Source organism: Streptomyces sp. NPDC001604 (genome assembly GCF_042893475.1).
In the GTDB taxonomy this organism is placed as follows: Bacteria; Actinomycetota; Actinomycetes; order Streptomycetales; family Streptomycetaceae; genus Streptomyces.
The window spans coordinates 1-12,392 of record NZ_JBIAUY010000024.1 but is presented as its reverse complement, the minus strand read 5'-3'; the positions used below and the strand labels follow the sequence as shown (position 1 = coordinate 12,392).

Below are 12,392 nucleotides of genomic sequence, written 5' to 3'. Positions count from 1 at the left end.
TGTCTCGCGGTCAATCAACTGGCCTGCGCGTCGCGCCCCGGCGTGACTGCGAAGCCGCAAATCCGGGAATTTCACCCGTACGGCTTCACCTCCGCCACCCGTGTGGGTTACCTCACAAGAGGACTGTGATGACGCTCTTCTCCCGCTCTCACACCGCGACCGGATCGCCTGTGACCAGTACCGTCATAGCTATGACGACTTCTGCATCTGTTCCCACCGAGTCCGAAGGCGCCATACCCGGCGGCACCGTCACCGACCGCCTGGTCGAGGCGAACGGACGGTACGCCGAGGCATTCACCGACCCCGGGATGGACGCCCGTCCGGTGCTGCGCGTGGCGGTCGTGGCCTGCATGGACGCCCGTATCGACCTGCACGCCGCACTGGGCCTGGAGCTCGGCGACTGCCACACCATCCGCAACGCGGGCGGCGTCGTCACCGACGACGTGATCCGTTCGCTCACCATCAGCCAGCGCAAGCTGGGCACCCGCAGCATCGTCCTCATCCACCACACGGGCTGCGGCCTCGAGGCCATCACGGAGGACTTCCGCACCGAGCTGGAGATGGAGGTCGGCCAGCGCCCGGCCTGGGCGGTGGAGTCCTTCCGGGACGTCGACCAGGACGTACGGCAGTCCATGCAGCGGGTGCGCACCTCGCCGTTCCTGCAGCACACCGACGACGTACGCGGCTTCGTCTTCGACGTGAAGACGGGTCTGCTGCGCGAGATCGACCCCGCGTAGGCGCTCGGCCCTTCTCGTTTTTCGCAAATCCCGCGCCTGCTGGAGCCCAAGCGTCGTAAAACCCGACATACCGCAGCCAGTTGTCCACAGTCGAGTGACACGAAACGGTAACGGCAGCAAGAATGCGGGGTGAGGCGTCACGCGGAACTATTCACGCGTGGTGTCCGTGTTTCGGGGTGGGCCGGTCCGCACAGCAAGCGTCGGCCCGGAGAAAGAACGGGCCGAGGAGGGCCGGGTGACGACCTATGACGATCGAGCGAGCCTTACAGATCTGACTGCCACTGTGGAGCGGGTCCGCAGTTCGGTGGAAGGAGTGATCGAGGGCAAGCCCGAGGTCGTACGGCTTTCGCTGACCGTACTGCTCGCCGAGGGACATCTTCTGATCGAGGATGTCCCCGGCGTGGGCAAGACCATGCTGGCCAAGGCGCTGGCCAAGTCCATCGACTGTTCGGTGCGGCGCATCCAGTTCACCCCGGACCTGCTGCCCTCGGACATCACGGGTGTGTCCATCTGGGACCAGCAGCGCCGGGACTTCGAGTTCAAGCCGGGCGCGATCTTCGCGCAGATCGTGATCGGCGACGAGATCAACCGCGCCTCGCCCAAGACGCAGTCCGCGCTCCTGGAGTCGATGGAGGAGCGCCAGGTCACCATCGACGGGCAGACCTACGAGCTGCCCAGCCCCTTCATGGTGGTGGCCACGCAGAACCCGGTCGAGATGGAGGGCACCTACCCGCTGCCCGAGGCCCAGCGCGACCGCTTCATGGCCCGGGTCTCGGTGGGCTACCCCAGCGTCGAGGCCGAACTGCAGATGCTCGACGTGCACGGCGGTGTGTCCCCGCTGGAGGACCTGCAGCCGGTCGCGCACGCGCACGACATCGTGAAGCTGATCGAGGCCGTGCGCGGCGTGCACGTCGCCGAAACGGTCCGGCGCTACGCGGTGGACCTGGTCGCCGCCACCCGCAACCACCCCGACCTCAGACTCGGCGCCTCCCCGCGCGCGACGCTGCACCTGCTGCGCGCGGCGAAGGCCTCCGCCGCCCTGAGCGGCCGGGAGTACGCGCTCCCGGACGACGTGCAGGCACTCGCCGTCGCCGTCCTGGCCCACCGGCTGCTGCCCACCGCCCAGGCCCAGCTCAACCGCCGTACCTCGGAGCAGGTCGTCCAGGAGATCCTGCAGCGCACCGCGGTGCCCGCGGCGCCCCAGCAGCAGCCCGGCTTCGGCGGCCTCGGCCGCGGTGCACCCGCGTACCCCCAGCAGCCGCCGCGGAGGCTGTGATGACCTCCGGGGGGACGGGCCACCCGGACAGCGGCCACAGCGAGAAGGGCGGCATCCGTACCGCCCTGGCGGGCCTGACCACCCGCGGACGCTCCTTCCTGGCCGCCGGGATCGCGGCCGCCATCTGCTCCTACGTCCTGGGACAGAGCGATCTGCTGCGGGTCGGTCTGCTGCTCGCCGCACTGCCCCTGATCTGCACGCTCTTCCTCTACCGCACGCGCTACCGGGTGGCCGGCAGCCGCCGTCTGACCCCCGCGCGCGTGCCCGCCGGCAGCGAGGCCCGCGTCCATCTGCGGATGGACAACGTCTCGCGGCTGCCCACGGGCCTGCTGATGCTCCAGGACCGGGTGCCCTACGTGCTCGGCCCGCGCCCCCGCTTCGTCCTCGACCGGGTGGAGCCCGGCGGCCGCCGCGAGGTGTCCTACCGGGTCCGCTCCGACCTGCGCGGCCGCTATCCGCTGGGCCCGCTGCAGCTGCGCCTGACCGACCCGTTCGGGATGTGCGAGCTGACCCGGTCCTTCTCGACGTACGACACCCTGACGGTGATCCCGCGCGTGGAGGCACTGCCGCCGGTGCGCCTGAGCGGCGAGTCCAAGGGGTACGGCGACGGGCGGCAGCGCTCGCTCGCGCTGGCCGGCGAGGACGACGTGATCCCGCGCGGCTACCGCTACGGCGACGATCTGCGCCGCGTCCACTGGCGCTCCACCGCCCGCTACGGCGAGCTGATGGTGCGCCGCGAGGAGCAGCCCCAGCGCGCCCGCTGCACGGTGCTGCTGGACACCCGGGGCCTCGCCTTCCAGGGCGCGGGCCCCGATTCGGCCTTCGAGTGGGCGGTCTCGGGCGCGGCCTCCGTCCTTGTGCACATGCTCGAACGCGGCTTCTCCGTCCGGCTGTTGACCGACACCGGCAACTCGGTGCCCGGCGAGGGCGCCGACGGGTTCGCGGGCGCCAGCCAGGAGACGGCGGACGCGGCCGGCCTCATGATGGACACCCTCGCGGTGGTCGACCACTCCGACGGGGCGGGTCTGTCGAGGGCTTACGACGTGCTGCGCGGCGGGAACGAGGGGCTGCTGGTGGCCTTCTTCGGCGACCTCGACGAGGAGCAGGCCGCGATCGTCGCCAAGATGCGCCAGCGCAGCGGAGGCGCGCTCGCCTTCCTGCTGGACAGTGACGCGTGGGTGCGGGAACCGAGCGATGTGCCCGGCCCGTCGGACAGGAGCGGGGAACGGCTGCGGATGCTGCGGGAGGCGGGCTGGACGGCCCTGAAGGTGCCGCGGGCCGCATCGCTCGCGGAGTTGTGGCGCCTGGCGGACCGCGAGCGCACGGGCCTCGCCGCGACGGGCGGGACGAACGGCGGGGGGACGGGCTCATGAGCGGGCGGGCACGACTGGCGCTGTGCGCCTGGGCGGCCACGCTGATGGCATCCTGCTCCCTGCTGCCGCTGGTCTCGCCGGCCACCTGGATCCTGCAGGTGGCGGCCATGCTCGCCGTGCAGACGGGCGTGGGCGCGGCGACCCGGCGGGTGCCGCTGGCCCGGCCGCTGACGGTGGCGGCGCAGGCCCTGGTCACGCTGATGATGCTGACCCTGGTCTTCGCCCGGCAGCAGGCCCTCATAGGCATCGTCCCCGGCCCCGAGGCGTTCCGTCACTTCGCGGACCTGCTGCAGCAGGGCAGCGACGACATCGCGCGGTATGCGATCCCGGCGCCCCTGGAGTCCGAAGGCATCCGGCTGATGGTCCTCGGCGGGGTCCTGGTGATCGGTCTCGCGGTGGACACCCTCGCGGTGACCTTCCGCAGCGCGGCCCCGGCCGGACTGCCGCTGCTGGCGCTGTACTCCGTCGCCGCGGGCCTGTCCCACGGCGGCGCCGACTGGCTGTGGTTCCTGGTCGCGGCGGGCGGCTATCTGATGCTGCTCCTGGCCGAGGGGCGGGAGCGGCTCTCGCAGTGGGGCCGGGTCTTCGGCGGGGCGGCGCGTGGCCCGGGCGGGGAGCCCGGCGCGCTGGCGCCGGTGCGCACCGGGCGCCGTATCGGAGTGGTCGCGCTCGGTGTCGCCCTGATGGTGCCGATCGCCCTGCCCGCGATGAACGGCGGCCTGCTGGACGCGGCCGGGACGGGCGTGGGCGGCGGCAACGGCAGCGGCGGCACGATCTCCGCGGTGAACCCGCTGGTGTCCCTGCGCGACAGTCTGAACATGGACCAGGACCGCGAGGTCATGTCCCTGAAGACGAACAGCAACGACCTGTCGAACATGTACCTGCGGATCGTGTCCCTGGACGACTTCGACGGCAGCACCTGGAAACCGGCCAAGCGGCACGTCACCGGCGTACCGGAGAGCTTCCCCACCCCGGTCGGCCTCGGTGGGGACATCAAGCGGGTGGAGATACAGACCCGGATCTCGGCCGCCGACTGGTACGCCCAGGACTGGCTGCCGATGCCGTACCCGCCCAGCGGCGTGGACGTCAACGGCAAATGGCGTTACGAACCGGTGGGCATGACGCTGGTCGGCGACCACGGCGAGACCACCCGCGGGAAGACCTACCTGGTCAAGAGCCTCGATGTGCAGCCGACGGCGGCGCAGCTCGCCGACGCTCCGGAGCCGCCCGCCGCCCTGAAGCGTGACTACACCAAACTGCCGGACTCGGTGCCCTCGGTGGTGGCCAGGACCGCCCGTCAGGTCACCGACGGTGCCACCAGCCACTACGAGCAGGCGGTCAAGCTCCAGGACTACTTCGCCTTCAGCGGCGGCTTCCAGTACAGCACCCAGGTGCAGGTGGGCACCGGTCCCGACGCGATCGCCAAGTTCCTGAAGGACAAGACGGGCTTCTGCGTCCACTTCTCCTTCGCGATGGCGGCGATGGCCCGCAGCCTGGGCATACCCGCCCGGGTCGCGGTGGGCTTCGCCCCGGGGACGCCCCAGGCGGACGGCTCGGTGTCGGTGGGGCTGAAGGACGCACACGCCTGGCCCGAGCTGTACTTCGAGGGGGTGGGCTGGACCCGCTTCGAGCCGACCCCGAGCCGGGGCGTGACCCCCTCGTACACGCAGTCGGACACGCCGGACAACAATCTCCCGCCGGTGTCGCGGCCCTCGCAGTCGGCGGGTTCGTCCGCGTCGGCGGCGCCCTCGGCGAGCACGAGCTGCTCGGCGCAGCAGAAGAAGCTCGAGGCCTGCGCCGCCGCGCTCCCGCTGGAGACGGCCAAGCCGGGCGACGAAGGTCTGCCCTGGTACAAGCTCGCCGGCTGGTCCCTGCTGGGGCTCCTGGCGGTCGCTCTGCCGCTGTTGCCCATGCTGTGGCGGCTGCGGCGGCGCTCGGTGCGGCTGGCCTCGGCCCAGCACGCCGTCTCCGGCCCGGCGTCGGCCCGGGAGGGCCGCAGGGCACGGGGCGCGGACGCGGGGAGCTCGGGCGATGTCGACGTGACGGCGCTGTCGGTGGAGGCGGATGCCCGGTACGCCGCGGAGGTGGCCGCGGGCCATGTCCTGGCGGTCTGGCGCGAACTCACCGACACGGCCTGGGACTACGGCATCGTGCCGGACGACGCGCTGACCCCGCGCAAGGCGGCCGCACGCATCGTGCGACTGGGGCAGCTGGACACGGCGACCGCCGAGTCGGTGCACCGGGTGGCGGGTGCCGTGGAGCAGGTGCTGTTCGCACCCGCGCCGCGGGACGTGCCGGGGCTGGCCGACCATGTGCGCAGCCTGCGGGCGGCGCTGCGGTCCAGGGCGAGCTGGACCACCAGGGTGCGCGCGGTCGTGGCGCCCCGGTCGGCGATCCGCGCGGTGTGGGATCTCACGGACCGCTGGACGGCCTTCAAGGCCCGCTGTGCCGAGCGCTGGTCGGCACTGGCGCGGCGCCCCTCCGGGCAGCAGAGCGGCTGACGGTGTGGTGCGGCCGACCGCACCACACCGGTCTTCCGGGCATAGGTGAGGGGGTGACCACCCCGCCGGGGTGGTCACCCCCTCACCTGTGTCTGCGAGACCGTCCGGGAGGGACGGCGCGGCGGAAGAGGAGCTAGTGGCCCTGCTCGTCGCGGCGGCGCTGCCAGCGCTGCTCGATACGGTCCATCACGGAGCGCTTCTGCCGACCCTGACGGCGCGCGTGCGGGGCACCGGCCGCGGGCTGTTCGCCCGGCTTGGGGGCCTTGCGCCAGCCGGTCACGGCGAGCACGGCACACCCCAGCATCACCAGGAAGCCCACCACGCTGAGCCAGACCTGCTTGGCCACCATTCCAGCCATGAGGAGCGCGATACCCACGAGGAAGCCCGCGACCGCCTGGTAGACCCGCCGCCGGGTGTACGTACGCAGCCCGCTTCCCTCGAGCGCCGACGCGAACTTGGGATCTTCGGCGTACAGCGCTCGCTCCATCTGCTCGAGCATGCGCTGCTCGTGCTCCGAGAGCGGCACGGAGTCCTCCTCATCGTGCAGTCGCCGGGGCGACCCGGGGGGTCCCTTCAGGATAGGCAGGGAATCGCCCCCTTGAAACCCGCCCCTCTGCGCCAATTGGCCAACCGGAATCCGCCATGGACGCACCGGCTCGCTGAATCTTGCATTCCCCAGCGGCCGACCCGTCATGCCGGGCGGTCTCCCTCGATCATACGGCGCTGAACGCCCGATCGGGGGGCCTGTGGCGTACTCCATGTGCGGCCAAGTCCCTGATCAGCGGCGCACCACAGGAGTCGGCTCAGGCCTCGGTGGCCCCCTGCGTCTCGCCGAGCACATGGAGTTGCGTGGCCACGGAGTGGAACGCGGGGAGTTCGGCCGCCGCCTCCTCCAGCTTGAGCAGCGCCTCCAGGGCGCCGGGCTCGGTGTCCACGAGGACGCCCGGGACCAGGTCGGCGAAGACCCGTACGCCGTGCACGGCACCGACCCTGAGGCCCGCGCCCTCGACCAGCCCGGTGAGCTGCTCCGCGGTGAAGCGGCGCGGCACGGGGTCGCCCGCGCCCCAGCGGCCGTCCGGATCGGCGAGGGCCTGACTGGCCTCCTTGAAATGGCCGGCGAGGGCGCGCGCGAGCACGGCGCCGCCGAGGCCCGCGGCGAGCAGGCTGAGCACGCCCTCCGAGCGCAGGGCGGCCACGGCGTTGCGCACGCCCTCGGCCGGGTCGTCCACGTACTCCAGGACGCCGTGGCACAGCACCACGTCGTAGCCGCCGCGCTCGACCACGTCGAAGAGGCCGTGGGCGTCGCCCTGGACGCCCTGCACCCGGTCGGCGACGCCGGCCTCGGCGGTGCGGCGCTCCAGCGCGAACAGCGCGTTGGGGCTGGGGTCGACGACGGTGACGCGGTGGCCGAGGCGGGCGACGGGCACCGCGAACTTGCCGCTGCCGCCCCCGGTGTCGAGGACGTCGAGCGACTCCCGCCCGGTGGCCTTCACCCGGCGTTCGAGGGCGTCCTGGAGGACCTCCCAGACCACGGCGGTACGGAGGGAGGCGCGGGGGCGGCTCGGGTCCGACACGGCAGTTGACTCCTCGGCGCGGCACCGCCCATGGCACGGCGGAGCGAACGGGGTGCCTCCCCGGCCGGGGTCACGGGAGGGAAGGCTTCAGGCGCTCTCCACCCTATTGCCTCCACCGCCCCACCTGGTCACCGCGCGGGCCTGCCCCGCCGATCGTCTCGTACGGCGGACTCGCGCCCGCTCAGCCCGTGTCCGGGAGGCCCCGGTCGCCGTCCGCGTCGGCCTGCGGACGGTCGGCGTCCTGGCGTGGCTGCGGCAGGACCGGCTGGAGGACGAGCATCCGCTCGACGAGACGCAGGAACATCGCCACGTCGCGTATCAGGTCGTCGGCGTCCCGGCGGCTGGCCGCGCCCTGGATGCCCGCCTCGGCCCGGGCGCGGCGCCGGGCCCCGGAGGCGAACAGGGCGCTCCACTCGGTCAGTTCGGGCGCGATCTCGGGGAGCACTTCCCAGGCGCTCCTGATGCGGGCGCGGCGTCGGGAGGTGGGCTCAGGCCGGCCTCGCGCGGCGAGCACGGCGGCGGCCGTGCGCAGGGCGGCGAGGTGTGCGGTGGCATAGCGCTCGTTGGGCGTCTCGAGGACGGCTGCCTCGTCCAGTCCGGCGCGGGCCTGGGCGAGCAGGTCGAGGGCGGCGGGCGGGGCCGTGGTCCGGCGGAGCACCGGGTGGACGTCGCTCGCCGGGCCGGTCAGTGAGGGGGCAGGGCCGGTGGCGCGGCGCCGGCGGGCGGCTGCTGCGTGATAGCTGGCCATGACGAACCTCCTGTCGTCTGCGTGACGGCATGCCCTGATACGGGATGCCGTATGTGCCCATCGTGGGGTATGCCACTGACAATCCGTTCTGACCTGCGCTTTTGCTTCGATCGAAGGTTCGGAGTAGTTTTTGCACTGACCAGTCAGTTCAAATACAGGGGATGGGGGGAACCGTGCCCGGAATCGGTGTCACGGCCCGCGGCCTCGGAGTCAGGGGCCCTCGCGGCTGGGCGTTCCGCGACGTCACGTTCGACGCGGAGCCCGGCTCGCTGATCGCGATCGAGGGACCGTCCGGGTCCGGCCGTACCTGCCTGCTGCTCGCGCTCACGGGACGGATGAAGCCCACCGCGGGAGCGGCCGAGGTGGGCGAGTGGAAACTGCCCAAGCAGATGGCGGCCGTGCGCCGGGTCAGCGGGCTCGCGCACGTCGCCGGGGTCACCGACCTCGAACCGGCCCTGACCGTGGGTGAGCATCTGCTCGAACGGGCGCTGCTGCAGCGCCGTTTCGGCGACTCGCTGCGTGCACTGCTGCGGCCGCGCAAGGAGCGCACGGCCGAGGCCAGGCTGCGCATCGACACCGCACTGACCGCCGCCGGGCTGGACCGGGAGTCCCTGCCCAAGGGCTCCCGCACGGCCGTGCGGGATCTGGAGCGGCTGGAGGCGCTGCGGCTGTCGATCGCGCTCGCCCTGCTCGGACGGCCCCGGCTGCTCGGCGTCGACGACACCGACCTGAAGCTCTCGGACGCCGAACGGGCCGAGCTCTGGGCGCTGTTGAGGTCGATCGCCGCGGACGGGACGACCGTCGTGGCGGTGTGCAGCGAGGCCCCGGAGGACACCGTCGTCGTAACCACCACGGAGAAGGCCACCACGGAGAAGGAGAAGGCCGATGCGCTCGCCGAAACTGGCCGCTCTTGAACTCAGGCGATTCCGCCGGGGCAGGCTGCCGCGTGCCGCCCTGGTGGCGCTGCTGGTGCTGCCGCTGCTCTACGGCGCCCTGTACCTGTGGTCCTTCTGGGACCCGTACGGCCGTCTGGACCGCATCCCCGTGGCGCTCGTCAACGACGACAAGGGGGCCACGGCCGACGGGAAGAAGATCGCCGCGGGCGACGCCATCACCGAGGGGCTGCGCGACAGCGACACCTTCGACTGGCACGAGGTGAGTGCCGCCGACGCACGCGCGGGCGTGGAGGACGGCACGTACTACCTGTCGCTGACCATGCCGGCCGACTTCAGCAAGCGGATCGCGTCCAGCGCGGGTGCCTCCCCGGAGACGGGCGCGCTCCAAGTGCGTACGAACGACGCCAACAACTACATCGTCGGGCAGATCTCCCGGACGGTGTTCAGCGAGGTGCGCCAGGCCGCGTCCACGAAGGCCTCGCGGTCCTTCCTCGACAAGATCTTCATCTCGTTCTCCGACATCCACGGCGCGACGGTGAAGGCCGCGAACGGCGCCGACCAGCTCAACGGCGGCATCGGGAAGGCGGAGAAGGGCTCCAAGGATCTCGCCGACGGCCTGAAGGACGCCAAGGACGGCAGCGACCGGCTGTCCGGGGGCCTGACGAAGCTCGCCACGGGAGCGGGCGACCTCGCGGACGGCTCGAAGCAGGTCGCCGCGGGTACGCAGACCCTCGCCGACAAGGTCAACGGGATCGACAAGAAGGTCGGCCCCTTCCTGAAGGGCAACGAGAAGACCATCGGGGACACCGCCCGGCTCGTCGCCGACTCCTCGAAGGCGATCCGCGACAACCTCGACACCCTGGTGAGGACGGCCCCGGCCGCCGCCAAGGGCGCCCACGCGGCCTCCGACGCCCTGAACGAGGTCTACCGGACGCGCTGCGAGAACCCCGTGCTGCCGGATCCGGCCTGCTCCGACCTGAAGAAGGCGAAGGACGCGGCCGCCGACGTGGCGACGATCGCCGACGATCTCAACACGCTGATCGCCGACCAGCACGGCGACCTGAAGAAGCTCGACGGCAACCTGGCCACTCTCCAGACGCAGGCCCAGGCGCTCGCCGACCGGGCACCGCACCTGTCCGAGGACCTCTCCGACGCAGTCGCCAAGATCAACAAGCTGAACGAGGGCGCCGGGAAGGTCGCCGCCGGCGCACAGAAGCTGCACCAGGGGCTCGGCACGGCGAAGAGCGGCGCGGGTGACCTCGACGAGGGTGTCGGCCAGCTGAAGACCGGTGCCGAGACCCTCAACGGCGGCATGTTCAAGCTGGTCGACGGCTCCGGGAAGCTGGCGGGCGGACTGCACGACGGCGCCGGGAAGATCCCCGACTACGACAAGAAGGACCGCGACCGGCGCACCGCGGTGATGTCCGACCCCGTCAAGCTCGTCTCCAAGGACATGCACCACGCGCCCAACTACGGCACCGGCTTCGCCCCGTACTTCATCCCGCTGTCCCTGTGGGTGGGCGCGATGGTGGCGTACATGCTGATCCCGCCGATGAACCGGCGCGCGCTCGCCACGGGCGCCCCCGCGTGGCGGATCGCGCTGGCCGGCTGGCTCCCGGTGGTGGCGATCGGCGTGCTGCAGACGGTGTCCCTGATGGCGGTCCTGCACTGGGCGATCGGCCTGCAGATGGCCCGGGCGGCCGGCACGATCGGCTTCCTGTTCCTGGTGACGGCGTGCTTCGGAGCGATCGTGCAGTGGCTGAACGCACGCTTCGGAGCGGCGGGCCGGATCCTCGTCCTTGCCCTGCTGATGCTGCAGTTGACCTCTGCGGGCGGCACCTATCCGGTGCAGACCAGCCCTCATTTCTTCAACGCGATCCACCCCTTCCTGCCGATGAGCTACATCGTGGAGGCCCTCAGGAGGCTCATCACGGGCGGCGGCCTGGGACCGGTGTGGCACGCGTGCGTGGTGCTCGTCGCGTTCACCGCCGGCGCCCTCGCACTGACCGCCGTGTCGGCCCGCCGCCGGCAGGTGTGGACCCTGGACCGGCTGCACCCGGAGCTGAGCCTGTGAGCGCGGAGGTGACATCCCGGGGCACGGCTCCTGTGACAATCAGGCCCATGGAAAGCAGCAGCGCCACGTCGGGCGGCAGCACCCGCCGCGAGGCCACCCGGCAGAAGCTCTACGAGGCCGCCGTCACGCTCATCGCCGAGCAGGGTTTCTCCGCCACCACGGTGGACGAGATCGCCGAGCGGGCCGGGGTCGCGAAGGGCACGGTCTACTACAACTTCGCGAGCAAGTCGGTCCTCTTCGAGGAGCTGCTGCGGCACGGTGTCGGCCTGCTCACCGCCTCGCTCCGGGAGGCGGCCGAGCGCACGGCCAGGGACGGCGGCACCAAGGTGGACGCCCTGGACGCGATGATCCGGGCCGGGCTCGTCTTCATCGAACGCTATCCGGCCTTCACGCAGCTGTACGTGGCCGAGCTGTGGCGCACCAACCGGACCTGGCAGTCGACCCTGATGGTGGTCAGGCAGCAGGCGGTCGCGGTCGTCGAGGACGTCCTGCGCGCGGGCGTGGCGGGCGGCGAGTTCAGCGACGAGATCGATGTGCCGCTGACCGCGTCGGCGCTGGTCGGCATGGTGCTGGTGGCCGCCCTCGACTGGCAGTCCTTCCAGCCGGAGCGCTCCCTGGACGACGTCCATGCGGCGCTGTCGCGGCTGCTCCAGGGGCGTGTCAGCGGCCGCAGCGTCAGCTGATCGCACACGAAAGCGCCGGTCCGGTGTGGCCGCGTCCCCCGCGGGCCACCTCGAACCGGCGCCTTCTCGTGCTCCCCCGTTGTGCTCCCCCCGGTTTCCCGGGTTGGGCCCCCGTTTCGGTCGTTCCCCCGGGTTCCCCCGTGCCTCGCTCCCGCCGACCTCGGCCGGCGGAAGGAGCGGATCCGGGGCGGCTCCGTTCCGGCGCCCCGTGTCGCCGGTGCCGGAGCCGTGCCCCTTTCCGTGTCTCCACTCTCTCGTTCGCGCAGGTCGGACCCCATCCGCGCGCGTACTCATCTCACTCACTAGGTACGGATACTCAGACCTGCGCACTCATGCGCAGAACGCTCCGTTTCCGACTGGTCGGGTTCGCCTCCGCTCTCGTACTCCCCTCGGGCCGGGAGCTGGGCTTCGCCGGGCGGGCCGCCCGTGCCGTGACTGATGCTCCTATTGCCCGTCAAGCGGCTTGGAGCCAGTTGCGGTAGGCGTGGGCGAGGTCGTCGTCTCGGCGGATCCCGCGTTCGAGGGTGGAG

At 71.8% G+C, this 12,392-nt stretch carries 10 protein-coding genes; 7 read left to right on the top strand and 3 right to left on the bottom strand.

Going from position 1 to position 12,392, the window contains the following annotated elements:
- Window positions 1-128 precede the first annotated feature (128 nt).
- The 4 genes from ACFY1E_RS41920 to ACFY1E_RS41905 all read left to right on the top strand — a co-directional run bounded on the left by ACFY1E_RS41920 (window position 129) and on the right by ACFY1E_RS41905 (window position 5,887).
- Window positions 129-737, top strand: coding sequence for a beta-class carbonic anhydrase (locus tag ACFY1E_RS41920; RefSeq protein WP_389086250.1), 609 nt, complete (start codon window positions 129-131; stop codon window positions 735-737).
- Between the two features lie 235 nt (window positions 738-972).
- Window positions 973-2,013 (top strand): AAA family ATPase, encoded by a 1,041-nt coding sequence (locus ACFY1E_RS41915; RefSeq protein ID WP_389086248.1) that lies wholly within the window; start codon window positions 973-975, stop codon window positions 2,011-2,013.
- Window positions 2,013-3,386 (top strand): DUF58 domain-containing protein, encoded by a 1,374-nt coding sequence (locus ACFY1E_RS41910; protein WP_389086245.1) that lies wholly within the window; start codon window positions 2,013-2,015, stop codon window positions 3,384-3,386. The genes ACFY1E_RS41915 and ACFY1E_RS41910 overlap by 1 nt, the downstream gene beginning before the upstream one ends.
- Window positions 3,383-5,887, top strand: coding sequence for a DUF3488 and DUF4129 domain-containing transglutaminase family protein (locus ACFY1E_RS41905; protein ID WP_389086243.1), 2,505 nt, complete (start codon window positions 3,383-3,385; stop codon window positions 5,885-5,887). Before ACFY1E_RS41910 ends, ACFY1E_RS41905 begins: the two co-directional genes overlap by 4 nt.
- A 133-nt stretch (window positions 5,888-6,020) precedes the next feature.
- Here the strand turns inward: ACFY1E_RS41905 and ACFY1E_RS41900 are convergent, their stop codons facing one another.
- From ACFY1E_RS41900 to ACFY1E_RS41890, 3 genes are all read right to left on the bottom strand, one after another.
- Window positions 6,021-6,413: a DUF3040 domain-containing protein gene (locus ACFY1E_RS41900; protein ID WP_115908659.1), complete on the bottom strand. Its 393-nt coding sequence runs from the start codon at window positions 6,411-6,413 to the stop codon at window positions 6,021-6,023.
- Between the two features lie 277 nt (window positions 6,414-6,690).
- Window positions 6,691-7,461, bottom strand: coding sequence for a methyltransferase (locus tag ACFY1E_RS41895; protein ID WP_389086240.1), 771 nt, complete (start codon window positions 7,459-7,461; stop codon window positions 6,691-6,693).
- Window positions 7,462-7,642: 181 nt separating this feature from the next.
- Window positions 7,643-8,209 (bottom strand): SAV_6107 family HEPN domain-containing protein, encoded by a 567-nt coding sequence (locus tag ACFY1E_RS41890; RefSeq protein ID WP_389086238.1) that lies wholly within the window; start codon window positions 8,207-8,209, stop codon window positions 7,643-7,645.
- A 161-nt stretch (window positions 8,210-8,370) separates the two neighbouring features.
- On the opposite strand from ACFY1E_RS41890, the gene ACFY1E_RS41885 reads away from it, so the two are divergent.
- From ACFY1E_RS41885 to ACFY1E_RS41875, 3 genes are read left to right on the top strand one after another with little or no spacing between them, the layout of a single operon-like run.
- Window positions 8,371-9,123: an ATP-binding cassette domain-containing protein gene (locus tag ACFY1E_RS41885; RefSeq protein WP_389086235.1), complete on the top strand. Its 753-nt coding sequence runs from the start codon at window positions 8,371-8,373 to the stop codon at window positions 9,121-9,123.
- Window positions 9,095-11,179, top strand: coding sequence for a YhgE/Pip family protein (locus tag ACFY1E_RS41880; protein WP_389086233.1), 2,085 nt, complete (start codon window positions 9,095-9,097; stop codon window positions 11,177-11,179). Before ACFY1E_RS41885 ends, ACFY1E_RS41880 begins: the two co-directional genes overlap by 29 nt.
- 47 nt (window positions 11,180-11,226) lie before the next feature.
- The gene (locus ACFY1E_RS41875; protein WP_389086230.1) at window positions 11,227-11,862 is read left to right on the top strand and encodes a TetR/AcrR family transcriptional regulator; all 636 of its coding nucleotides are present in this window, start codon (window positions 11,227-11,229) and stop codon (window positions 11,860-11,862) included.
- The last annotated feature ends 530 nt before the right edge of the window (window positions 11,863-12,392 follow it).

Bases quoted from the DNA above. Each gene is read 5' to 3' on its own strand.
- ACFY1E_RS41920 (WP_389086250.1), top strand. From the start codon at position 129: ATGACGCTCTTCTCCCGCTCTCACACCGCGACCGGATCGCCTGTGACC.
- ACFY1E_RS41910 (WP_389086245.1), top strand. From the start codon at position 2,013: ATGACCTCCGGGGGGACGGGCCACCCGGACAGCGGCCACAGCGAGAAG.
- ACFY1E_RS41905 (WP_389086243.1), top strand. From the start codon at position 3,383: ATGAGCGGGCGGGCACGACTGGCGCTGTGCGCCTGGGCGGCCACGCTG.
- ACFY1E_RS41890 (WP_389086238.1), bottom strand. From the start codon at position 8,209: ATGGCCAGCTATCACGCAGCAGCCGCCCGCCGGCGCCGCGCCACCGGC.
- ACFY1E_RS41885 (WP_389086235.1), top strand. From the start codon at position 8,371: ATGGGGGGAACCGTGCCCGGAATCGGTGTCACGGCCCGCGGCCTCGGA.
- ACFY1E_RS41880 (WP_389086233.1), top strand. From the start codon at position 9,095: ATGCGCTCGCCGAAACTGGCCGCTCTTGAACTCAGGCGATTCCGCCGG.
- ACFY1E_RS41875 (WP_389086230.1), top strand. From the start codon at position 11,227: ATGGAAAGCAGCAGCGCCACGTCGGGCGGCAGCACCCGCCGCGAGGCC.